At 37.8% G+C, this 25,528-nt stretch carries 18 protein-coding genes and 1 tRNA gene; 11 read left to right on the forward strand and 8 right to left on the reverse strand.

What is annotated here, in order from left to right:
- Window positions 1-198 precede the first annotated feature (198 nt).
- The 9 genes from FVQ77_00720 to FVQ77_00760 all read left to right on the forward strand — a co-directional run bounded on the left by FVQ77_00720 (window position 199) and on the right by FVQ77_00760 (window position 8,066).
- The gene (locus tag FVQ77_00720) at window positions 199-1,383 is read left to right on the forward strand and encodes a hypothetical protein (protein MBW8048870.1); all 1,185 of its coding nucleotides are present in this window, start codon (window positions 199-201) and stop codon (window positions 1,381-1,383) included.
- Between the two features lie 109 nt (window positions 1,384-1,492).
- The gene (locus FVQ77_00725; GenBank protein MBW8048871.1) at window positions 1,493-1,747 is read left to right on the forward strand and encodes a hypothetical protein; all 255 of its coding nucleotides are present in this window, start codon (window positions 1,493-1,495) and stop codon (window positions 1,745-1,747) included.
- A gap of 32 nt (window positions 1,748-1,779) precedes the next feature.
- On the forward strand, window positions 1,780-3,540 hold the full coding sequence (locus tag FVQ77_00730) for a long-chain fatty acid--CoA ligase (protein MBW8048872.1): 1,761 nt from the start codon (window positions 1,780-1,782) through the stop codon (window positions 3,538-3,540).
- A 226-nt stretch (window positions 3,541-3,766) separates the two neighbouring features.
- Window positions 3,767-4,573, forward strand: coding sequence for a PhzF family phenazine biosynthesis protein (locus FVQ77_00735; protein ID MBW8048873.1), 807 nt, complete (start codon window positions 3,767-3,769; stop codon window positions 4,571-4,573).
- Window positions 4,570-4,983, forward strand: a complete 414-nt coding sequence (locus FVQ77_00740) for a VOC family protein (protein ID MBW8048874.1) — start codon at window positions 4,570-4,572, stop codon at window positions 4,981-4,983. Before FVQ77_00735 ends, FVQ77_00740 begins: the two co-directional genes overlap by 4 nt.
- 80 nt (window positions 4,984-5,063) lie before the next feature.
- Window positions 5,064-5,276: a hypothetical protein gene (locus FVQ77_00745; protein MBW8048875.1), complete on the forward strand. Its 213-nt coding sequence runs from the start codon at window positions 5,064-5,066 to the stop codon at window positions 5,274-5,276.
- Window positions 5,273-5,617 (forward strand): type II toxin-antitoxin system PemK/MazF family toxin, encoded by a 345-nt coding sequence (locus tag FVQ77_00750; protein MBW8048876.1) that lies wholly within the window; start codon window positions 5,273-5,275, stop codon window positions 5,615-5,617. Before FVQ77_00745 ends, FVQ77_00750 begins: the two co-directional genes overlap by 4 nt.
- Window positions 5,614-7,734: a 3-hydroxyacyl-CoA dehydrogenase gene (locus tag FVQ77_00755; GenBank protein MBW8048877.1), complete on the forward strand. Its 2,121-nt coding sequence runs from the start codon at window positions 5,614-5,616 to the stop codon at window positions 7,732-7,734. Before FVQ77_00750 ends, FVQ77_00755 begins: the two co-directional genes overlap by 4 nt.
- A gap of 258 nt (window positions 7,735-7,992) precedes the next feature.
- Window positions 7,993-8,066, forward strand: a tRNA-Asn gene (locus FVQ77_00760).
- A 452-nt stretch (window positions 8,067-8,518) separates the two neighbouring features.
- On the opposite strand, the gene FVQ77_00765 is transcribed toward FVQ77_00760, so the two are convergent.
- The 5 genes from FVQ77_00765 to FVQ77_00785 all read right to left on the reverse strand — a co-directional run bounded on the left by FVQ77_00765 (window position 8,519) and on the right by FVQ77_00785 (window position 21,167).
- Window positions 8,519-8,755, reverse strand: coding sequence for a hypothetical protein (locus tag FVQ77_00765; protein MBW8048878.1), 237 nt, complete (start codon window positions 8,753-8,755; stop codon window positions 8,519-8,521).
- Between the two features lie 113 nt (window positions 8,756-8,868).
- Entirely contained in the window at window positions 8,869-11,646 is a 2,778-nt protein-coding gene (locus FVQ77_00770) for a hypothetical protein (protein ID MBW8048879.1), read from the reverse strand.
- 107 nt (window positions 11,647-11,753) lie between these two features.
- The gene (locus tag FVQ77_00775; protein MBW8048880.1) at window positions 11,754-14,420 is read right to left on the reverse strand and encodes a hypothetical protein; all 2,667 of its coding nucleotides are present in this window, start codon (window positions 14,418-14,420) and stop codon (window positions 11,754-11,756) included.
- Window positions 14,421-14,555: 135 nt separating this feature from the next.
- Entirely contained in the window at window positions 14,556-18,341 is a 3,786-nt protein-coding gene (locus tag FVQ77_00780) for a SpoIIE family protein phosphatase (GenBank protein MBW8048881.1), read from the reverse strand.
- 39 nt (window positions 18,342-18,380) lie between these two features.
- Entirely contained in the window at window positions 18,381-21,167 is a 2,787-nt protein-coding gene (locus tag FVQ77_00785) for a hypothetical protein (protein ID MBW8048882.1), read from the reverse strand.
- A gap of 136 nt (window positions 21,168-21,303) precedes the next feature.
- Here FVQ77_00785 and FVQ77_00790 point away from each other — a divergent pair, with 136 nt between their 5' ends.
- Complete coding sequence (locus FVQ77_00790; GenBank protein MBW8048883.1) at window positions 21,304-22,770, forward strand: NCS1 family nucleobase:cation symporter-1; 1,467 nt, start codon at window positions 21,304-21,306, stop codon at window positions 22,768-22,770.
- A 6-nt stretch (window positions 22,771-22,776) separates the two neighbouring features.
- Here the strand turns inward: FVQ77_00790 and FVQ77_00795 are convergent, their stop codons facing one another.
- A complete protein-coding gene (locus tag FVQ77_00795; protein MBW8048884.1) occupies window positions 22,777-23,118 on the reverse strand; it encodes a type II toxin-antitoxin system PemK/MazF family toxin in 342 nt (113 codons plus the stop codon).
- Window positions 23,119-23,120: 2 nt separating this feature from the next.
- Complete coding sequence (locus FVQ77_00800; GenBank protein MBW8048885.1) at window positions 23,121-23,336, reverse strand: hypothetical protein; 216 nt, start codon at window positions 23,334-23,336, stop codon at window positions 23,121-23,123.
- Window positions 23,337-23,601: 265 nt separating this feature from the next.
- Here FVQ77_00800 and FVQ77_00805 point away from each other — a divergent pair, with 265 nt between their 5' ends.
- Window positions 23,602-24,447 (forward strand): zinc-dependent peptidase, encoded by an 846-nt coding sequence (locus FVQ77_00805; GenBank protein MBW8048886.1) that lies wholly within the window; start codon window positions 23,602-23,604, stop codon window positions 24,445-24,447.
- A gap of 147 nt (window positions 24,448-24,594) precedes the next feature.
- Here FVQ77_00805 and FVQ77_00810 read toward each other — a convergent pair whose 3' ends face one another.
- Window positions 24,595-25,488 (reverse strand): hypothetical protein, encoded by an 894-nt coding sequence (locus tag FVQ77_00810; protein MBW8048887.1) that lies wholly within the window; start codon window positions 25,486-25,488, stop codon window positions 24,595-24,597.
- Between the last annotated feature and the right edge of the window lie 40 nt (window positions 25,489-25,528).

Here is a 25,528-nt window from a genome sequence, read left to right on the forward strand (position 1 = left end):
GTCGGCAGTTGGCAGTCGGCAATCTACAGTCCCCAGTCGGCAAAAAACAATTGCCGACTGCTCCCGAGTACTCGGGATGGACTGCCGACTGCCGGCTGGAGACTGTCGACTGCCGACTTAAAGGTATTCAATGTGATTTTGAAAAATTATGCATTTTGCAACGTTAGTTTAAACTAAAGCCATAAAATATTAGCAGCTATGAAAACCTATAACATCATCTCAACTATAGTCGGAATATTATTTCTTTTTGTTTTCACATTATCGAATGGAATTCTTGCACAAGAAAATAAATGGATCATTTATGATACAATTAATTCAGAACTTCCTGCAAACTGGATCAATTCAATAGCAGTCGGCAATGACGGGAATGTATGGATAGGCGCTGGCAGCTATAGTGGCGGTGGTGTAGCAAAACTTGTCCTGCCAGTCTCGAGCTCCGAGGGGAACGGTAGCGAGGAGAATGTAGAGACGTTGCGTAGAGACGCCCAATTTGGACGTCTCTACGCAACGTCTCTACATTCTCCCAAATGGACTGTCTTTTATGCCTCAAATTCGGGATTACCGGAAAATTACATAAGGTCGGTTGCGCTAGATAAAAAAGGAAATCTGTGGGCTGGTACAGAATATAGCGGCATTGCCATGTTTGATGGCAGTAACTGGACGGTTTACAATACTTCTAATTCTGGCCTGCCTGTAAATTACGTCAAATCAATATGTGTTGATGAAAAAGGAAATACATGGATTGGAACTTTTGGCGGGGGTATAGTAAAACTAACTTTCAGTGGAAGCGAAGGTTTGCCAAAATGGACAATTTATAACACTTCAAATTCAGGTATTGCCGGTGATATCATTGGAGCAATAAATATTGATCAGAAAGGAATAGTTTGGGTTGGTACTTATGAAGGTGGACTGTCAGGATTTGACCCTGAAAAATCTAAGCAACCGTGGGTGGTACTTAATACTTCAAATTCAAAGCTGCCCAATAACCGTATTAAATCAATTGCTTTTGACAAAAAGGGAAATACCTGGCTTGGAACCAATGGAGGCCTGGTAACATTTGCTCCCGGTGAGTCAAAAAGCTGGAAGGTCTATGATCAAAGTAATTCTGACCTCCCTGATAATAAGGTTTGGGCCGTTGCTATTGACCAGGATGATAATATTTGGATAGGAACAGATAAGGGTGGTATTGCAAAACTTGTCCCGGGCGTTAGCGAGGGATCCCCCGGGGAAAAAGCTGAAATTTCGAACGAAGCAACATGGTCAATTTATAACAAAAAATCAAAAACAGGCCTAACTGTTAATACGATCGTATCAATTGCCATTGACTCCCGGGGATACAAATGGGTTGGGACCTATGGCGGGGGGATAGCGGTGTTTAAATAGTTATTGGATGTCGGACCCGCCTGCCATAGGCCTTTGGCGGGCAGGTGTTGGATGTTGGAAGATTTTAAAGAATATATGTAAAAAAAAATGTGGAAATAAAATATAAATTATGGAATTAAAACTAAATATCATTTACCAACAAGTCTTTAATCTTTTAAAACAATTGCCTGTTGCAGAATGGGAAAAATTGAGAGGTGAAATAGACAAAGAATTGAGTAAAAAAGGAGAGAAAAAGGGGTTAGAAAAAGATAATTTATTAATAAGGGCAAAAAATGTATCGGCAAAAGTAAAAAAAAATGAACTGACAATGAATGATATAGTTAAAGAAGTAAAAAAAGTTAGGATAGAAAGGTATGAAAAATAAATCAACAAATCACTAAATCAACAACTAAGAACATGGAAGTAAAAAGATTATTCGACATTCCTGCTTACCAGCTTGAAAAGTATCCACAGGAAGATGCTCTGGCTGCTAAGGTAGATGGCAAATGGGTTAAATACAGTACTGAAGATTTTATCGAACATGCCGCACAAATCAGCCTGGGGCTATTAGCGCTTGGCATAAAAAAAGATGACAAGGTGGCCATTGTTTCCAACAACCGGCCTGAATGGAACTTTGTGGATATTGGCATTCTTCAGACTGGCGCCATCAACGTACCGCTATATCCCAATATCAGTGAAGATGAGTATAAATTTTGCCTCAATGATGCAGAAGTGCAAATCGTCTTTGTTTCTGATGAAGACCTGTATAAAAAAGTCAACAGCATTAAAAAAGATGTTCCCAGCCTGAGAGAGATCTATACTTTTAACAGGGTGCAGGGAGCCAACCACTGGACGGAAGTTTTAGAGCTGGCTATTGATGGAGAAAGATCAAAAATTGATGAAATAAGCGCAACGATCAAGCCTGATGGTTTAGCTACGATCATATACACTTCCGGTACTACCGGGACTCCCAAAGGCGTAATGCTTTCGCATAGCAATATTATAAGCAACCTTTTGGCAACCATAGACATGCTGCCTATAGATCATACACATAAAGCATTGAGCTTTCTGCCTCTTAATCATTCTTTTGAACGCATGGCCTCCTACGTTTACATGTACGCAGGTGTTTCTATCTATTATGCAGAAAGCAAGGATACGATCGCAGATAATCTGAAAGAGATACATCCACATTTTTTTACTACCGTTCCAATGCTTTTGGAAAAAGTATATGATAAGATCAATCAGAAAGGACTGGAGCTGACAGGGATAAAAAGAAAATTGTTTTTCTGGGCAGTAAACCTTGGCCTGGAGTATGAGCTGCAAGGAAAAAGCTGGTGGTATCGTTTCAAGTTAAAATTGGCCAATAAGCTGATTTTCAGTAAATGGCGTGAAGCTTTGGGCGGTAATATCGTTTGTATTATTTCAGGAGGTGCAGCGCTGCAAGCCAGGCTGGCAAGGGTTTTTACTGCAGGCAATATTCATATCCTGGAAGGTTATGGCCTCACCGAGACTTCACCTGTAATATCTACAAACTGTTTAGAATTTGAATCCAGAAAATTTGGCACTGTAGGCGCCGTTATCCAGGATGTGGAAGTTAAAATTGCCGAAGATGGCGAAATTCTCTCTAAAGGGCCTAACGTGATGATGGGATATTATAAAAGAGATGATCTGACCAAAGAGGTCATTGATCAGGACGGCTGGTTCCACACAGGTGATATAGGCATATTTGTAGATGAAAAGTTCTTAAAGATAACCGACAGGAAAAAAGAGCTGTTCAAAACTTCGGGCGGTAAATACGTTGCCCCGCAGCCGATTGAAAATAAATTTAAAGAATCGGTCTTTATAGACCAGATGATGGTGCTTGGTGAGAACCGCAAATTTGTCACTGCGCTCATCACCCCATCTTTTGCCAATCTTGAAGATTGGTGCTCAAAAAATAACATTGCTTATTCATCAAAAGAGGAGCTTGTTAAAGACCCCAAAGTGGTTGGCAAATACGAGGAAATAACCGGGCAGATGAACCAAAATTTCGGACATACCGAGCAGATCAAAAAATTTGAGCTCCTACCCAGTGAATGGACCGTTGAAACAAAAGAACTAACCCCTACCATGAAGCTGAAACGAAGGAACATTATGGAAAAGTATAAGGATCTGGTGGAGAAGATATATGATGTTTAGTGTCTAACATTTAAAATTCTGACCCCGAGTGCTCGGGGGCAAAATATTTAGTTTTTGGTTGTTAGTTTTTGGTTATGGTTTGATAGTTTCTGGTTATAGTTTTTTAGTTTGTTGGTCGTGCCATGAGTCCGGCATTAGCAAACTATTGAACTAATGAACTAAAACTAACAACCAAATAACTAAAACTAAAAACCAAAAACCATGAACTAAAATTTTGGTTCTGGCAATGAAATTAAAAATATACCAGATTGACGCTTTTACTGACAAATTATTTAGCGGGAATCCCGCGGCTGTTTGTCCATTAGAGGAATGGTTGCCTGAAAATATTTTGCAAAACATTGCAGCAGAAAATAATCTTGCTGAAACAGCATTTTATGTTAAACATAATGGTGAATTTGATATAAAATGGTTTACCCCCACTACCGAAGTAAGCTTATGCGGACATGCAACATTAGCTTCTGCCTGGGTTATATTTAACTACACGAAGTATGACAAAGACAAAATAATTTTTCAATCAAAAAGTGGGGAACTAACTGTTAAAAAAGAAAATGGTTTATTGACACTTAATTTTCCTGCCGGCCATATCGAAAAGATCCAAACCCCGCAAATAATTATAGAAGCGCTGAATATCACCCCCATTGAAACTTACAGGAGTCAGGCAAGCCATATGATAATCCTGAATTCCCAAAATGAGGTTGAGCAATTAAAACCTGATTTTCAAACCATATTAAAACTTGATTCGGAGGGACTAATAGTTACTGCTAAAGGAGACCGGTCAGACTTTGTTTCAAGATGCTTTTTTCCTAAAATGGGAATCGATGAAGATCCTGTAACAGGTTCAGCACATACAACTATGACATCCTATTGGGCTCCAAAACTTGGCAAAAATGAATTAACTGCTATACAACTTTCGAAGAGAAGAGGCGAGTTAAAATGTAAATTCCTGGATGATAGAGTTGAAATTAGCGGAAAAGCAAAAACTTACCTTATAGGAGAGATAGAAGTAGGTGGTAAGCATGAATATAGTTTGTGAAACAAAGAATAGCACATATAGCCCTATTAGTAAATGATTACGATGAAGCTATTAAATTTTATACGGAGAAATTAGATTTCGAACTTATAGAAGATACAAAACTGAGTGAAACTAAACGTTGGGTGATGATTGCGCCTCCGGGAGCAAAAGAATGTTGTCTATTACTTGCGAAAGCCGTTGATGATAAGCAATATGCATCTATAGGTAATCAAACCGGTGGCCGGGTGTTCCTTTTTTTGTTTACAGATGATTTTTGGAGAGATTACAATAAAATGTTGAAAAGGGAAATCCACTTTGTACGTACACCAAAGGAAGAAGAATATGGAACTGTAGCTGTTTTTGAAGATTTGTATGGGAATTTATGGGATTTGCTGGAACCTAATGATAAAAACAAATGTATTCAACATTGATAAAAAAAGCGTATTAACAATTATAATTTAATGGAAAAGTTGTATTTTTGATTATTCTTAAATCAACTTTATTTATAATCATGAATAATATGCAAATCCAAATTTCTACAGAAATAGATAAAAAACTTAAGCAGGTTTCAGATATATCAGGCTTCAGTGAAAAAGATATTATAGAAAGAGCTATTTTGTTTTACCTTGATACTATCCAGAAACAAATGCAATTAAAAAGTGAGTTTAAAGAATGGGATATGTTGAGTGATGAAGCTCTTGAAAATTTTGAGAATATATTATGAAAAAAGGTGAAATCTGGTTAATTGAGATTCCACCTGTTAATGGTCGTGAACAGCGTGGCACAAGACCAGCCCTTATCTTATCAGTATTGGAAGCAAATATAGTGATAATTCTTCCTTTTACTTCTAATCTTCAAGCATTGAGATTTCCTCACACAATTGAAATAAAACTTTCAAACAAAAATGGTTTAAATTCAAATTCCATTGCCTTAGTGTTTCAAATAAGAGCGATTGATAAAAAGAGATTGAAAAATAAAATAGGCACATTAGAAACTAAAATTATACAAAGAATTAATACAATGATTATTGATATTCTAAATTTAAAAATCAAACCAAAACAATGATAGATTACACCAAAGATCCGAACGGCATCGCCATTATCAGCTTCAACATGCCGGATACTGCTGTCAATGTGCTCAATAGGGCATCCATCAGCGCTTTTGAAAAGCACATCAACGAAGCGCTTGCCGACAAATCTGTAAAAGGGATCATCATTACCTCAAGTAAGCAGGATTTTATCGTTGGCGGAGACCTGAAGTTGATATTCTCTTTAAATGACGCAAAGGAGATCATGAAGATTTCCGGAAAATTCCATGCCATGCTTCGCAAAATGGAAACGGGTGGCAAGCCGGTGGTGGCTGCCATCAACGGAACTGCACTGGGAGGCGGCTATGAAGTATGCCTCGCGTGCCACCATCGTATTGCTGTCAATGATCCCAGGATACAGATCGGCTTACCTGAAGTGACGCTGGGATTATTGCCCGGAGGCGGAGGCACACAGCGTTTGCCGAGGATGATCGGGATACAACCATCTTTACAACCTCTCATGGAAGGCAGGAGAATGAGGCCAGGACAAGCGCTCGAAACCGGAATGGTGGATGAGCTTGTGTTAACTCCCGAAGAATTGCTCCCCGCAGCAAAAAAGTGGCTGCAAGAAGTCGGAAATGCTGTTCAACCCTGGGACCAGGAAAAATTTAAAATACCCGGGGGTGGTGTGCAAACGCCCAATAGTGCTATGGTTTTTGGTGCAACTGCCGGTTTGGTGCTGAAAAAAACATATGGCAATTACCCTGCCCCTCACGCTATTCTGAACTGTGTGTTTGAAGGGTTGCAATTGCCTTTTGACCGGGCTTTGGTTGTTGAGTCCCGCTATCTTACTAAGTGCGTGTTGTCAAAAGAATCCAAAAACATGATCCGTACCTTGTTCTTCAGCATGAATGAAGCCAACAAGGGAGCGGCTCGTCCGGCAAACATTCCCAAAACCGTTTTTTTAAAAGTGGGCATCCTGGGTGCCGGAATGATGGGTGCAGGTATCGCCTATGTTTCTGCAATGGCGGGCCTGGATGTTGTTTTAAAGGATGTGTCTAAAGAAGCTGCGGAAAAAGGGAAAAAGTATTCTGCTGACCTGTTGTCAAAACGGCTTTCCAAAAAAAGGATCACACAGGAAAAGATAGATGAAGTGCTGAGCAAAATTCATACAACAGATAACCCAAAGGATTTAGCAGATTGTCAATTAGTCATTGAGGCTGTATTTGAGAACCGGGAGCTAAAAGCAGCGGTTACCAAAGAATCTGAATCCGTAATGTCTTCAAAAGCTGTATTTGCTTCCAATACCTCTACCCTGCCTATTACCGGTTTGGCAGAAGCATCCTCAAGGCCCGAAAACTTCATCGGTCTTCATTTTTTTTCGCCTGTAGATAAAATGCAATTGGTGGAGATCATCATCGGCAAAAAGACTTCGGATTATGCTATTGCTATGGCAATAGATTATATCAGGCGAATTAAGAAAACGCCCATTGTGGTTAACGATGGAAGGGGCTTTTTTACATCAAGGGTTTTCAGGACTTACCTGTTTGAGGGTTTTGAGTGCCTTGCCGAAGGTATTTCTCCTGCATTCATAGAAAATGCCGGTAAGCAGGCCGGCATGCCGGTTGGCCCGCTGGCAATCACCGATGAGGTAAGCATTGACCTGCTCTATAAGATCAACAAACAAACCGAAAAGGATACCGGGCAAAAACATGATGGCGCTGCTATCAAAGTAATGAATAGATTTATTGAGGAATTTAAGCGATCAGGTAAAAAGGAAGGCAAGGGGTTTTATGAATATCCGAACGGTGAGAAAAAATACCTTTGGCCTGAGCTGTCAAAATATTTTCCTTTGGCTGACAAGCAGCCGGATGCAAGAGAAGTTGGAAAACGCTTCTTGCATATCCAGGCGCTTGAGGCAGTAAAGGCATTTGAGGAGCACATCGTTACAACCCCTGCAGATGCTGATATCGGCTCTATCCTGGGCATTGGCTTTCCGCCTTACACCGGTGGTGCATTGTCTTATATTGATATGATAGGCTTGAAACAATTTGTGGAAGAATGTAATGTTTTGGCTGATAAATATGGCAAGCGTTTTAAACCTACTGACGGGTTGAAAAAAATGGCTGCGAAGGGAGCAAGTTTTTACAATTAACAGTTGAGTACACTCTAATAAGTCCAAAAAATAAAAATGCCACTAAAACACCAAAGCACTAAATCCCACAAAACCCTGAAAATCAATTAGTTAATTTTTAGTGGGATTTTGTGCTTTGGTGCTTTTGTGGCAAAAAAGACTTTTTAGAGTGGACTCACAGTTTCGTTTTTAAATAATTGTAAAATAAAAACCATATTGTTACCTTTGCAGAAAATGAACTAAAGTGACCAATTTTAGTCATTTCAGGCATTTCTAATTGCCCTCTTAGCTCAGTTGGTTAGAGCGGATGACTGTTAATCATTAGGTCGTAGGTTCGAGTCCTACAGAGGGCGCTCATAACTATCCGCTAAATAGAACGCTGATGACGCTGATAAAACGGATAATCACAGATAAAAAATCAGCGCAAATCAGCTAAATCAGTGTCATCCGCGTTCTATTACTTTTTTCCGTTAATTTTTTAGAGGATACAAATAACCTTTACTGTTCTGGCATAATGGATAGACCTGAGATGGCGGTAATCTATTTTCTATTTGTATTACCTCTTAAAATATTTTTTATTTTTTTCTTTCATCTTTTAAAAACGGTGGGGCTTGGACACACACTTGGATTTTGGGTTATGGTAAATGCTTGAGAGAATGCCAAATATGTGTACAAGCGAAGTGTGGTTATTCTTTCAATTATTTGTAATGCAGATTATCAATAAAATAATTTATGTGCGGGGCAGGCCAGCTGAGATTTCCGAAGGTTTCCGGTAAATGGAAAAGGAACTAATACTATCTTACCTTTATTCATTATAAGGTTTGCCGTCTTTAAAAGAGTATATATCTTCTTCTTTAGCTTTTAAGAATTCAAAGGCAGGATTATTACTTATTGCTTTATTCCATAATTTTTCCTCTATTTCATTTTCTTCATTAATCAGAATAATTACTCTGACATTTTTGCTGTTTTTCAAATTGACAGGATTGTTCAATTTCAGAATGCCACTGCTATCAATATTCCCTGTTGTTTCAATTGCTCTCATGGTATATGATGTTTTTTAAATGTACAGATACTCTTTTGCAAATATACAAATAAATTTTCAAAAAATATTCTGTGGGTATTTTTTCAATTGAAACGGGAAAATTTATAAATTTATCAAACTATATCATCATCCTGCTTTTTATTTTTCAGATCCCTGCCTCTTAAATATCTCCTCAAAAACAACTGCACCGGCAGCAAGGTTGAAGCCAGTACCAAATTTAACAAGGTTTTGATGATAGGAGCGCTTCCAACATATTCTTCGTACAAAGGTTCGCACAAATTTTGGATAAATTCAAAAATAACGAATAATGTGATATACACCATTATAGTGACTGTTCTGCCTTTACTGCCTTTACGGCTTGCTAATAAAGTACCTCCTATCAAAAGCATAAAAAACAGCAACTGTGCGCTGTAGAACCAGCCAGTTTCCCAATAAGGCGGGGTAATAGTAATTGCAACAAAGATCCCATTTTGCCAAATGCCGTCATTATTGGAAGCTTTGACCTTAAAAACATAATCGCCAGGGTCAATGTTTGTGTATTTTGCAATTCTGTTGCCGGCATCGCAATAGGTCCAGTCCTTGTCAAAATCTGCCAGCTTGTAGGCATATTGATTTTTCAGGGGGTCTGTAAAATCAAGTGCAGCAAATTCAAAGACGAAATTATTTTCATCATAGCTTAGCGTAACATTATTATTTTCATTGAGATCTTTAACAATTTGCCTGTTTTTAACTTTAAATTTTGTAATGGCGATGGGGGGTAGGTGTGGGTTGTCCACTACACTATCAGGATGAAAGATGTTAAATCCGTGCATGCCTCCAAACACCATCTCACCTGTTTTTAATTTGCAATGTGCCTTGGTAAATTCGTTGTTCTGTAATCCGTCAGATTCGGTATAGATTCGAAAGGTTTCTCTTTCGGTGTCAAACTTCACAAGACCTTTATCAGTGCTTATCCATAGATAGCCGTGATCATCTTCCAGCATGCCTCCGATATTATTGCCGGGCAGTCCGTTTTCTGTTGTATAATGGCTGAAATTTCTTTTTTCTTTATTGAACTTGTTTAACCCATTGCTACCAATCCATACAATACCTCTGCTGTCTTCAAAAATTACAGTTATCGCATCACCCCCACCCCAAAATGTCGTTGAATCATGGGGTTTGTAAATAAAATGTTCTACTTCATCGTTTTCAAGGTTCATGCGGCATAATTTTCCATCAGTGGTGCCAACCCAAAGGTAACCTTTGCTGTCTTCATATATTTTTTTTGATAAACTATACAGGTAAGATAATTCATGAAGTTGTTTTTGGTAATATTTGCCTTTTTGTTTATCAAACAATTTTACACCCTGATTTCCCCATATTCCAACCCAAAAATTACCTTTGCTGTCTTCAAATAGATCATGTATCCAGTCATAGTTATTATTATATATGAAAAAGCTATCGTTTTTTTTATCATACCTGAGCAATCCGTTGTTAGCTGCCCACAAACCAACCCACATAGTGCCGGATCTATCTTTATAAATCACTTGAACTTGATCTCTTTTGGTGTTAGCCGTATTAAACCGGTAATTTTTAAAAGTTCCATTTTTGCGGTCAAATACGTCCAGTCCTTTATCTTCCGTTCCGATCCACAGATTTCCATCATCATCTTCTATTATTGTTCTTATCCTGTTTGATGAAAGGGAATTATTATCTCCAACAATATGCCTGTAATGTTTAAATTTGTACTTGTTCCTGCTGTATTTGCTGATGCCCTGGCCGGTTCCAATCCAAATATTTCCAGCTCTGTCTTCGTATATTTTATTGATAGTATTATCAATTAGTGAACCCGGATCATTTTGATTATGTGGAGTGAATAATAGCTTGTTTTTTAAAACATCATACCTACAAACTCCTTCTTCTCTCATATAACCACCAAACCAGATCAATCCACGCCTATCTTCAATTATATCATACACTGGTCCGACAGGGAATTTTTGAAAATCCTGACGTTTAGGAAAGTGTTTGAAAAAATCAGGTCGATTTGCCAGATATGTATACCAATGTTGATCCCCAAGCCAGAGGTTTCCATAACGATCATTTAAAATACAACTTAAACATCCACCTTTAATACCGGGAATTTCTTTGCTGCCCCTCTCATATATTTTCATTGTTTCCTCATCTCTATCAAATTTTATAAGACCAATACCACAACTCACGATCCACAAATTACCTCCCTTGTCTTCGTATATTTGATGTGCAGGATAATTTGGATGTCTATACTCACTGCCATGTTCAAAATGTTTAAACCTTGTTCCGAGCCCCGCCAAAGGCGGGGAGGGATCTCTTTTTTTATCACTAGTTCCTTTATTAACAGATCCTTTGCTGTCGCTCAGGACAAGCTTATTCAACACCCCATCTGCGGTCTCAATCCATAGTATTCCGCTTTTGTCGGCATAGATTTCCCTTACATAGTTATCGCTTAAGCTATTTTTATTATCCACATCATGGAAATAGTTAATGAACAGCTCATTGTTCCTGTCGTATTTATTCAGTCCTTTAAGAGTACCAATCCATAAATTACCGTAAATATCTTCTGTGATGGAAGAAATATAGTTGTCAGAGATCGTAGTGGAATCATGTGGTTTGTTAGTGTAAATTTGAAACTGGTATCCATCATACTTATTTAATCCTTCATAGGTTCCGATCCACAAAAACCCATATTTATCCTGGAAGATATCTAATATCTCATTGTTGCTTAATCCGTCTGCTGTAGTGAGATTATCGAACTTTGATTGGGTGTCTTTTATTTTAATTACTTTGAACCTGTTACTGGAGTGATTGTAGGTTTGGGCTGTAATTTTTTCTCCCCAAAAAATGCCTGCAAGGATAAGTAGTGTGTTGATTTTCATAATGGAATATACTTCAGAACATTCACCCTATGGAATTACCAATAGATCGGGAAGCGAAGCTATTCTACAGGGTAAATGTTTGCGTTTTAGCGATTTACAAAATCGCTTTACATCAATTCCCCTTTATCCTTTCCTTTCTGCTGTTTACCTCTCAGATATTTCCTCAAAAACAACTGCACCGGCAGCAAAGTTGAAGCCAGTACCAAATTTAACAAGGTTTTGATGATAGGAGCGCTTCCAACATATTCTTCGTACAAAGGTTCACATAAATTTTGGATAAACTCAAAGATCACAAACAAACAGATATAAACGAGTATGGTGATTGTGCGTGTTCCGGCACCTTTACGGCTGGCAATCAAGGTGCCTCCGATGAGCGCCATGAAGAACAGCAGCTCGGCGCTGTAAAACCACCAGGATTGCCAGTAAGGTGGTTTGATGGTGAAGAAAAAGGTTGTAGGTTTCCAATTCCAAACACCATCATTATTGCAGGCGATAACCTTGAATGTGTATTTTCCCGGATTAAGGTTGGAGTATGTGAAGTGTGTTTCCTGAGTTTCGGATGACCATTTTTCATCAAATCCTTTAAGCTGATAACGGTAATGCACTTTTTCAGGTATGGTCAGAGAGATACCTATGTATTCGAAGGTGAGATGGTTTTTGTTGTAGGGTAGCACTAAACCAATTGGCATGCCGCTGTTTACAGAATCACAGTAAGGATGCCAATCTTCTTCACCTGAGAAGAGTTTTATTGCAGTAATATGTGTTAAGGGCTCAATTGTATTGGGTATATCTGCATTGGGATTGTATTTTACTGCGCCTTTAGTAGTACCAAACCATAAATTTCCTTTTTTATCAATGCAGATATTAGACCCACATTCGGTCCCCCTGAAACCCTCTTGTATACCATAATGTTTAAATTTTTTCTTGCCTGTTTTGTTGTAAAGGGCTACATCAAATTTATTAATCCCTCTACCGGTAGCAGCCCATAAATTTCCGCTACGGTCAAAAATTAGTGATGCGATGATGTCATTGCTTAAGCCATCTTGAGTTGTAAAGCTGTCAATAACTTCTAAAGTTTTTTTATGATGAAATTTGCATTTAAAAATACCTTCTCCGTCAGTTCCAAACCACAGATTGCCTTGCAGGTCCTGGGTGATACTAAATACTGCTTTATAAGTGAAACTTTCATTTGCAGAAATGTTTTTAATAGTATCCCCATTAAATACATTGACGCCACCACCATAGGTTCCGAACCACATATTGTAAGATATGTCTTCATAGATGCATAAAATTCTATTCGGATTTCTGCCACCTTCCACTCTAAAATACTCTTTCTTTTTTCCGTCATATCTATATGCTCCGGCACCTCCTGAGCCAAACCACATATTACCTGAATGATCCTCATAAACACACATCCAGCCATTGAAAGGAACGCTAATCAATTCATTGTTATGAAATTGAAAACCTCCTGTTCTCGCCATATCATGCGAAAACCATATATCTCCGTTTTTATCCTCTGCAACGGAAGTAATTCTGCTAATGGGCAAACCCTCTATTGAAGTAAAATTTGTAAACCCGCTATTGTCAGCACTTAAAGAATCGGGGCTATACTTACTGATCCCCCCTTCGGTCGCGAACCAACTATTACCATTACGGTCTTCAATAATCCCATTGATCGTATTATTTACCAATCCAACTTCTTCATTATAATAAGTAAACTTTTCGCCATTATATTTACAAACGTCACTGCCAAAAGTTCCAATCCAGATATTTCCTTCCCTATCATGTAATATTGACCACGTGGAATTAATAGGGAGTCCCTGCTTTGTTGTAAAGTTGGTAAAAACCTTACCGTCATATTTGAATATTCCTCTTTCAAATGTTGCAATCCAGATATTGCCTTCAACATCTTTTGTCAACCCGATCATTGGAGAACCAAGTGCAAAACTTGTGATGTTATCTCCATCATGCCCATGTGGGTCAAATTTTTTTATGCTTCCACTCCAGGACACACACCAAATACTACCATCATCATCTTCAACAATTCCAAAGCTTGCTGCAATTGAGCTTACCTTAATAACAGTATCACCCGTTGTTCCTTTCGGATCATATTTAAAAAGTCCGCCACGCAATGCTCCAAACCACAGATTATCCTCATTATCCTGCATCATTGCACCGATCACGTTGCTTTTATATTTGCTGTTGATCTGATAATTTTTAAATAAAATTGTATCAACCCCGCCTGTTTGCGGGGCTGAGTCTTTTTGATCAATGGTAGAACCTTGCGAATAATATGAAATAAGCTTGTTTGTGCCAACCCATAAATTTCCATCTTTATCTACAAGCAATGACCTGACGAAATTATAGGGTAATCCATTTTTAGTTGTATAAGCAGTAAATTTTGTACCATCAAATTTACTTAAGCCATTTGTTGTACCGAACCACATATTCCCATCATGATCTTCAGCAATAGAAAGTACCCTGTAATTGAGCAAGCCGGCTTTATCCGTAAAATTTTTAAAAGTTTTACCGTCAAACCGGCTCACACCGCCATGGGTGCCAAACCAGATGTAGCCCCTGCTGTCCTGGTACATGCATTCAATGGCTGATTGCACCAGGCCGTTTTCTACGGTGTAATAGGAAAAGTTATGCTGCCCTTCTGCTGGGCGGACAGATTGAGCCCATGATTCAAGATTAAAAATTGTTGAACAAAGCAAAATCCCGATGATAATCTGGAAAAATAGGAGAATGGATATGATTTGTAATTTTTTCATCCTGCTTAAATTTTAATGACTGTCCGTTTGTTTATACCTATCTGTTTTATTTAGCGCATGACTGCATGCATCCATCCCGAGTACTCGGGAATCATGCTAAGTATAGTTATTAGGTATAACAAAGCGGATAACCATTTAAATTTTAATCCCAATAACCAACACATCATCTATCTGCTCCTCATTGCCTTTCCATTTTTCAAAGGTAATATCTAATTTTTCACGCTGCTGTTCCATTGAAAGATCCTGTATTTCAAGGATAAGCTCTTTGAATCGTTTGTAGGAAAACTTTCTTCCTTCAGAGCCACCAAATTGATCAGCATAGCCATCTGAAAACAGGTAGATGCTGTCCCCTTTTTTTAAATTAATGGTATGGTCTGTAAAAATTTTTGTTCTGCCCCTGCTATCTGTTTCGCCCACCTTATCAATGCCAATCGGAAAACTGTTGCCTTTGACCTCACACAGATCATCACCAAAGGTGCGGACTTTATCATTATGCCCCAAGTCCCCCAGCTCGTGGATGATGTTTTTTCTAATTATGTATAAAGGATTGTAAGCGCCAGCATATTGTAGTGAACGGGCATGCCCGTTCACTACACCTATACTGCAAATAGCAATATCCATCCCATCTTTTGTTTCAGAGCCCTCACCTGTTTGTTTTAAGGCATTCACAATACCATCATTGAGCTCTCCCAATATCTTTGCCGGTTGGTTAATTTTCCTTTTATTTATTATTTCATTTAACAGGTCATTGCCTATCATGCTCATAAAGGCCCCGGGCACGCCATGGCCGGTGCAATCAACTGCCGCTATAATAAAAGAGGCCCCCCTATCAGTCCCCCCTAAATCCCCCCCAAAGGGGGGGACTTTGCCATCGCTTTTGCCTTGGGGAAGGGTAGAGTGTTGGCCAGTTCTCCCCCCTTTGGGGGGAGTTAGAGGGGGGCTGATGGGGCTGCTAAACCAATAAAAATCTCCACTCACAATATCCTTTGGCTTAAACAAAATGAATGACTGCGGAAAAACTTTATTGACCACATCAACAGGAGGGAGAATAGCTTCTTGTATCAACTTTGCATAATTGATGCTATCTGTAATATCCTTATTCCTTTGTTCAATAACTTCATTGGTCTGAGCAATTTCCTCATTCAAAAAGTTTAACTCTTCATTCGTTATTTTCAATTCATCTCTTTGTACCGTTAATTCTTCTTTTTGCATTAGTATTTCCTCTTTCTGCGTCATAACTTCAGCAGTACGTATTTTCACTTGATGCTCTAACTTCTTTTTTGCCTTTTGTAAATTTCTCACACGCCAACTATAAAAACCATAAATACTGCTCCCACCGGTAATAAAACATAGCATATAAAACAATAAGGTTTGCCAAAAAGGAGGGGTGATGATAAAACTAAAAGTGGTTGGCTTTTTATTCCAGACTCCATCATTATTACATGCTTTTACTTTTAGGATGTATTTTCCGGGCGGAATATTGGAATAGGTTACTTCATTTTTTTTTGTAATTGGCGACCAGTGTTGATCAAACCCGTCTAATATCCACTGATATCGCACTTTTTCCGGAATTTTAGTACTGATCCCGACAAAATCAAAAGTAAGATGATTTTGATTGTAGGATAGTTTCAAATTCAAGGGTAAAGCAAACCAGGGAGAAAAGCTATCAATCTGATAGTGGGAGCGCCATTTTGCACTGTTTACTTCTTCAAAAAACAGTTTTATTCCTGTAATGTATGTTCTTGCCTCAACCATATTAGGCTTATCTTCTTTAGGGGAATATTTGTTGACGTCATTCACTGTACCAAACCACAGATTTCCTTTTGAGTCTCTGTAAACAGCATTATTATTACACTCAACGCCCCTGAATCCATCTAATATAGAATATTGTTTAATTTTATAAGAGCCATTACTACTATCCGGGATAATTTTGTTGATCCCGTTATTTGTCCCTGCCCAGATATTTCCCTCATCATCAACTATGAGGGAAACAATTGCGGCATTGGTTAAGCCGTCTTTAGTAGTAATATAAGACCATGAATTATCAGGATGCAATATTGAAATCCCCTCGCCATAAGTGCCAAACCAACTATTTTGATAATTATCTTCAATAATTGATATAACACGGTGGTCGCTTAAACCTTCAATAAATTTTCCTACTAAATTGGGTAAGTTTTTTTTAAATTTCTTCACATGCTCCTTTTTAATAAAATGCGTGAATTTTTCGTTGGAAATATCATCACTTGCTTTGTTGAGCAAACTTACACCTTCGCTCGTACCAAGCCATATTCTTCCTTTGCTGTCTTCATAAATTTTATTAACAGTGTTCCCAATGATCCCTGTTTGAGTGTTATAATTAATAAATGAACCGGGTTTGTTTGAAAGGGAGTATTCCGGATTCAAGTATAAAAATTTAACAGCGCCTCCTCCTTCAGTACCTACCCATAAATTTCCCCTGCTATCCACGAGCATTGAAAATATGTGATCGCTTGTCAGCCCATCAAGTTCAATACAGTTTTTGTTTCCATCGGCACAGGATTTTTTTCTTTTATAAATTAGAAACTTATTCCCCGGTGTGGTGATGTCTTTTTCAATTAATTTATTGATACCTCCTCCTAAGGTACCAATCCAAATATCTCCGTTCTTATCATCAACAATAGCATGGACAACGCTTTCACCGATTCCCTGATCCCATGAATATTGTGTAAAATTGTTTCCATCAAAATTAAATACACCGCCACCCCAGTTGCCAAACCACATTTGCCCATATTTGTCTTCATGAATGGAAACCGCTGATTTAATGTTTAGATAGGTAAAAATCTTACCACTAAACATAGAAGCTCCACCGCTATATCCACCAAACCAAAGATTACCCTCACGGTCTTCCATAATAGAAATGATATGGTTATTACATAAACCTTGCCCCTCGTGATACCGTAAAATAGCGCCGGTTTGGGGATCATATTTTTCTACACCAAAACCGTCATGACCGAACCAGATATTACCTGCCTTGTCTTCAAAAATATCCCAGACACGGTTGGTACTTAGGGCATCCTGTAATGGAAAAGGTAAAAAGGAAACTTTACTAAACCTTTGAGGTTTAGTAAAGTTATTATTCAAAGAATCAATATTACTGCTTTTATAAAAATTAATACTTTCTTCAGGTAAATATGAAATCCCCCCTCTCCAACTGCTGACCCAGATATTTCCCTTTTTGTCTGGGAGTATGGCTCTTACAAAATTATTGCTTAAACCCTGTTGTCGTGTAAAGTGTATGAAATCCGGATTAGCCACTTCATTTTGATAATAATCTGCTAATAAAAGATTTATTCCCCCACCCCAGGTGCCAAACCAAATATTTTGATTCATATCTTTAACAATGGTGTTGACATAGCTATTGCTCAAGCCTTCATTTTTAGTATAATTTGTGATCTTAAAAGTATCTTTTGGGAATGTAGTATGGTTGGCAGTCAGCACACTAACACCTGCCGGTGTTCCAATCCAGATATTTCCACTTTTATCATTAAGTAGGGCAAGGGCAGTATTATCAACCAAACCAAACTCAGTAGTGATATTCTTAAAAACTTTTCCATCAAAGATGCTTACACCTCCATCTGTCCCAAGCCACATACGCCCTTTGTTGTCTTCAATAATTGCATAAACAAAGTTATTGGCAAGGCCATCATCAGTTGTAAAGTTTTTAAAAGAAACACCATCATAGCTGCTGACACCACCTTCTGTTGCAAACCAGATGTATCCCCTGCTGTCTTCATACATTGCATTTACCTGCGACTGTGCCAGGCCATTTTCAACCGTAAAATTTTTGAAGTTGTATTGCTGTGCAGAGCAGTAAGCAGTACGCAGTATGCAATAAGCAATTAACAGAGCAAGATAAATTGTAGGAACGATATTTCTTAGCATATTTGTAAATTTAGAACCATGGATATATGAAAAATCAATCTACACCAACCCATCTTCAACTCCTCCTTGTTTTTTCTCTTTACCTCTCAGATATTTCCTCAAAAACAACTGCACAGGCAGCAAAGTTGAAGCCAGTATCAAATTTAAAAAAGTCTTTATGATAGGAGCGCTGCCGACATATTCTTCATATAAAGGTTCGCACAAATTCTGAATAAACTCAAAGATCATAAACAAACAAATATAAACCAGGATAGTAACGGTCCGGTCTTTTACTCCTCTGCGCCTGGCTAATAATGTTCCGCCAATTAAAAGCATAAAAAACAGCAGTTGGGCGCTGTAAAACCAGCCTGTTTCCCAGTATGGTGGTTTGACTATGAAGGAAAAGGTGGTGGGTTCTTTGTTCCAAACACCGTCATTATTGCATGCTTTTACCTTTATCGTGTATTTACCTGGAGGAATATTGGAATAAGTGGCAATATGTTCCTTTCCGGGAGGGGACCAGGCATTGTCCATTCCTTCCAGCTTGTATTGGTATTTTACTTTTTCAGGGATGGTTAAACTGATACCAACAAAATTAAAAGTTAAATGATTTTTGTAGTAGGGAAGTTTCAGATTAAAAGGTAACCCAGTATTTGCATGAATACTATCAGAAAAGTTTAAATAGTTAAAATCTTTTAAAAAAAGCCTAATCCTGGTAATATGTGTTTTCGGTTGGTTGGTATTTATTTTGTCTTTTCGGGGATCAAATTTTGTAATTCCCTTAACAGTTCCAAACCATAAATTGCCTTTTGTATCACTAAAGATGGAATTGCATTCAATACCTGTAAATCCTTCTAATTTGCCATAATGCTTAATTTCAATTTCACCTGTAGTGTTAAACTTATTGATATTAAATCTGTCAATACCTTTATTTGTACCGGCCCAAAGATACCCCACTTCATCTATTACCATCGAAATAACACTATTGGAACTTAAGCCATCGGCTTGCATAATGGTTTGAAAATATTTACCATCTTTTCTTTCATCATTATATTTGCTTACACCACCTCCTAAAACACCAAACCAGACGTTACCTTCATTATCTTCCTGTATCGTTGTAACAATTGTACCTTCTAAACCTAAATTGTCTTTTTTAGTAAAACCTTTCATAGTTTTACCGTCATATTTATTTATTCCACCATATGAAGCCATCCAAACATTTCCTTTACTATCAACTAATATATCATTTATATATCTTTGAACTAACCCATCATTTAAAGTAAAATTAGTAAACATGGGAGGGGATCCCTCGCTGTCGCCCAGGACAAGCTTTGAAACGCCACCATTTGTTCCAATCCACAAACACCCTTCACTGTCTTCGTCAATTGAAATAATTCTGTTAGTGATCATTCCGTCATCTCTTGTAAAAATGGTCAATTCATTAAATTCTTTTTTAGGATCATACTTGCATAGCCCTGCCGGTGTGCCTATCCAGATATTGCCTTTCCTATCCTTAAGCAAAACAGTGACAACATTGACCGGTAATCCTTCATTTGTAGTATAATTTGTAAAAGTTAGAGAGGAGCTAAGCTTACTCAACCCGCCTTCAGTAGCAAACCAGATATTTCCATCCTGATCTTCTGTGAATGAACTTACTTTATGATTTATGATACCATCTTTTTCATAATAATGAGTAAACGCATCCCCACTGAATTTGCATAAACCACTTCCACTTGTCCCTATCCAGATGTTGCCTTCATTATCTTCGAGTAAGCTTCTTACAGAATTTCCGCTTAATCCATTTTCCTCCCTGTAATTTTTAAATCCTACACCCGATTTTAAATCGGATGTACCAGCACGATCGTATTTGCTAACACCACCATTACAGCCAAACCAAAGATTTCCCACTTCATCTTCAATTATAGTAAGCACCATATTACCTGCCAATCCATCTGCTACAGAATAATGTTCAAAATTTTTGCCATTATAATAACTCACCCCTGTATAATAGTCGCCCATCCAAATAGACCCTTTGTTATCTTCAAGCAGAGCACAAATAAATCTGTGTTCAAGGCCTTGTTGTGTGGTAAAAGTTTCAATATTTTTGCCTGCCTCGCCCGCCTGCCATGTTTGGGCTTTGCCTTTGGAATGTACAGACGCCCAATTTGGGCGTCTCTTGTCGGGGAGCGTATCAGGGTAATTATACCTGAATAAACTTGATTTTACCCCAAACCATATATTATTGTTTTTATCCTGCATCACTGCCCAGACCTGGCTTTCTTCCAAATTATTTTTTTTACTGAAATTTGTGAATTCCTTTCCATTGTAAGTACAGATGCCTTTGGTGGTGGCTAACCATAACACGCCCTTGTGATCTTCTATTATTTTTAATATGATGTTACTATTTAAACCATCTTTTACGGTATAATTAATAAAGTACAGACGCCCAATTTGGGCGTCTCTGTTAACATCATCATTCTTTTCTTCACCAGAACTGCCACTGCTACTGCCTTTATATTTCCCCAATCCACCGCTGTCCATGCCAATCCAGATATTTCCTTTTGAATCTTCCATGATTGAATAAATACGATCATTACCCAATCCGTCTTTTGAAGTGAAAATAACGAAATTAGTACCATCAAAGCGACATAAACCGCCTCCGTAAGTTCCAATCCATAAATAACCTTTACTGTCCTGCAATAATGCATAGACCTGAGATTGCGGTAATCCATTTTCTATGGTATACCAGGAAAAGTTGTATTGTTGAGCAGTGCAGTGAGCAGTACGCAGTATACAATAAGCAATTAACAGAGCAAGATAAATTGCAGGAACGATATTTCTTAGCATATTTGGTAATGACCCCAGTGAAATGTTCTGCTGCGCAGAATTTCACGTGGTAAACTAATGATTTTTTCCACGACTGAAAGGTAAGAATTATTCAAAATTAAATTATAAAGTAAAAAGAAATAAATAAATTTGTGCTATGAAACAAGAAATAATAGAACTCCACGAAGATGTATCGGGTTCTCCCCTCTATAGCGAAGATTTTGCCCCGGTGCCTCAGGACAAACGTACATGGGATACCTGGAACATTGCCGCAATATGGGTAGGCATGGCCGTATGCATCCCTACCTACATGCTTGCCAGCAGCCTGATAAACCAGGGAATGAACTGGTGGCAGGCGCTGTTAACAATTCTGTTAGGTAACGTTATTGTTCTGATCCCAATGATATTAAATGCGCATGTAGGTACCAAATATGGTGTTCCTTTACCGGTATTCCTTCGCCTGAGTTTTGGAATAAAAGGGGCTGAGCTGGCTGCGCTTTTAAGAGGCCTGGTAGCATGCGGATGGTTTGGCATTCAAACCTGGATCGGTGGCGCTGCCATATACCAGCTTCTCCTGGTGGTATTGCCTGATCTGGCACACAGTCCTTCGTTGGGCGATTTTATAGGTCTTAACCTGGGCCAGTTTGCCTGTTTTATCCTGTTCTGGCTTATTAATATGTATATTGTTTACAAAGGCATCGAATCCATAAAATTGCTGGAAACCTGGGCCGCACCTTTCTTATTGATCATCGGGCTCTGCTTATTAGCCTGGGCATGGATCAAAGTAGGCTCGCTCGGACAAATATTAGACGCTTCTTATGAGCTATCCAAAGAATCAGGGGTTAGCTTTTGGGCGATTTTCTGGCCGGGATTAACAGCCATGGTTGGGTTCTGGGCTACCCTGTCACTCAATATTCCTGACTTTACCCGTTATGCCAAATCTCAAAGAGACCAGGTGCTTGGGCAGATTATCGGGCTGCCTGCTACTATGGTCCTTTACTCTTTTATAGGCATTGCCGTTACAAGCGCCACGTTCATCATTTATTCTGAACCGATCTGGGATCCGGTGGTGCTCATGGGAAAATTTGATACCGCCTCTGTGGTGATCCTGTCAATGATCGGGCTTACTGTGGCAACTTTATCAACAAATATCGCTGCCAACATAGTCGCCCCGGCAAACAGTTTCGCTAATCTTATGCCCAATAAGATCAGTTTTAAAATGGGAGGATATATTACCGGCTTCATCGGTATCATTATTTTTCCCTGGAAGCTGATGGCTGACCCTGAAGGATATATTTTCAAATGGCTGATCGCCTATTCTGCCCTTTTGGGAGCCTTGGCCGGCATTATGATATGCGATTATTATATACTTCGCAAAAGGGTGATTGACCTTGCTGAGCTTTTTAAACAGGAAGGTAAATACAAAGGATGGAATAAAGCCGCCTGGATATCATTTGTTATCTCCATCATTCCAACCGTACCGGGATTTTTGATCAAAGTAGAGCTTGTATCAAAAGAGAGCATTCCTTATTTTTTAGCTGAATTATATTCTTATGCGTGGTTTGTTACTTTTGGTATTTCTTTTGTTTTGTATTATTTTTTATCTAGAAGGAAAGTAGCTTAGTAGCAATCAGATTGATAGGTATTTTTTTATAGCTTCTTTTACGGATAATAATATATGATTTTCACAATTTCCAATCAACTTTATGAATCTCCTTTTATCAAATGAGCTGATTTGTCTGGTTTTTATAAGGGAATCCTTCATCAACCGATTTGTTTCAGATTTTGAGAGGTAAACATCAAGTTCGATTTTCTTTTCCGTTTTAGAGGAGATGGGAATTATAGTTATCAGATTCCCTGATTCAATAAATTCATCACTCTCTATGATCAATCCGGGCCGCACTTTTTTATATTCGTGTCCAATACTTGGGTCAAAATTAATTAACCAAATTTGGCCTTCACTAAATTCCATTATTAATCCTTTAATTGTAGATAATATTTTATTTCCTCCTCTGTGAGAAAATCATCTGGATTATCTATAGTTGACGCCATTTCGATTTCAGAATCACTGGCATTATCTTGCGGAATTGATACTATAACTTTGAATTTAGCATCTTTAACAGCAAATTTCTTAGGACAATATAAATGACCATCCTCTAAAAGTTTCGAATTGAAAACCGATTTACCCATAATTAAGTTTCCTTTTATTTTTGTTGGATTTCTCCCTAAAGATACTCATTTTTTTCGGATATTTCTATTTTTTTGTAAATTTAATTAAAACTTAAGTTTCTTTATTGCTTAAATTGTTTGCTTTTTTAATAAAACTATGGAATCCCTATACCCGATAATACTTATATTTCTCTTCTTAACTTGCCTATGTATTATTTACATTTATATTGCCATAAAAATAACTTATAAATTATTTTTCTTAATATTAGTTATTATTCTCTCCATAATGATTTTTCTTATCACTTACTTACCGTACAGCTTAAATGATACTCAGGGTGGTTTTTATAAAGAAGATGCGATTAGTGTGGCTATTACTATTATTTCATTCTTAGGAGTGGCTTTATACTTTTACCTGAAATATAATTCATACGAATTGAAAAATGTACGTAAATACAGCAAACCTTTTGATATAAAACAACTGGCAGTCCTAAAGAAATATTTTCAATATTACAACTATTTATCCCCCACTGATCAAAAAAAATTCGAGAACAGAGTCCATAAGTTCGTCATAAATAAACGTTTTTTAGCCAGACGCAGGCCTGAAGTAACAGATAAAATGAAGGTTATGATCGCAGCTTCAGCGGTACAGCTTACTTTTGGCTTGCCAGAAATCCATTTCAGCCATTTTAGAACCATTATTGTATATCCTGAAAAGTATTACTCTTATGAAGGCAGGTCTGTAAATATAGGAGAAGTTCACCATAAGGGAGTCATTGTTTTATCATGGAAAGATTTTATTAAAGGCTATGCAATTCCTGATGATTCTTTAAATGTTGGTTTACATGAGATGGCGCATGCGCTCTTGTTAGAAAATAAAATTCCAAATATTCAGTATAGATTTCTTGACAGGTTAAGCTTATCAAAATTATCAGGGGTGAGTAAAAGGGAAATTGAGCGGATAAGAAAAGGTAAGCAGACTTTTTTACGAAAATATGCTGGCATAAACAGCATGGAGTTCTTTGCAGTGAGCGTAGAGTATTTTTTTGAACAGCCTACTAAGTTACAAAAAGAGATTCCTGATCTCTATGATGCGCTTAGTAAATTACTAAATCAAAACCCGTTAGCTCATTAGCTGATTGACTAATTGATTTTGCAAAGGTCTCTGAAAAGTAGTCCAGCGAATATAATTAGGATTAATGTTTTCATTGTGTTCAAAACTAAAATAAATTGGAAATATTTTAGGCCGTGCAACAACTACTGTTGTTATGGTGCGTTTATTTTATTCTTCAAATCTTTTCAAGTCAGTTTTGTTAAAAGTCCATTCAGGAGTCTTTAATTCCTCTCCAAAGTTTATTGAGTACCAGGGACTGATTTTATCATTATCCGGGTTTTTTAAAATTTGTATTTCCTGTGCCGGCATATAGCTTTGAGCTAAAAGAAAGATTTTTTCATTTGTCTTAGGCTTTCCTGCTAAGTCAACCACGATTATCGCATGGCCAGGTGAACCTCCTTGTATAAAAACATCTCCAATTTTTAAGTCATCAATACGCACAGGTTTTAGTTCTTTTGAAAGAGAAAGGGAGCCTGCATAGCTAAAAATCATCTCCATATATTTCCAAAAGTCCTGGTATGTATTTGATGGGTCACCACCTTGAGTCCAATAAGTCTCATTTCCTTTTACCACAATGCGTTTCCCTTTCATCCATTCAGAATAGTCAACCCGAAAGCCATTTGTGAAATTGAAATGAATTTTTTCATACTGTTTTTGGCTGTACAAATATTCTGCTCTCAGTCTCATTATAGCATCTGCACATTGATGGAGGTCTTTTTTTCCAATTTCCAAGTCCACTACAGCATCATAAACATCATAATTAGTTTTGGCGCTTCCATCATATAGTGTTACCTCGGAACCGTGAGGTTTTAATGGTAATTGTCTCAAATATTCTGTGAAAGAGTTTTCGTATTTGTCCGTCCGATCAAATCCAGATGGAGCGAGTATGCGAGTGATTAAGGTTTGCCCAGTTGGATTTATTATTGCTCCCTCTTTCTTTTTTAGTTCAAGATTACTTTTCGTCAACATGTCTTGATTCATTGATTGTTGTCGAGAAGGTTCTTGTCCGCAAGCCTGAAGAAAAGTAATGAGAATTAGTCCTATGTGTAATGTTGTATTCATTTTAAATGCGCCATAACCGCATTAAATAAAGCAACAACGT

The sequence above is a fragment of the Cytophagales bacterium genome (assembly GCA_019456305.1).
GTDB lineage: Bacteria > Bacteroidota > Bacteroidia > Cytophagales > VRUD01 > VRUD01.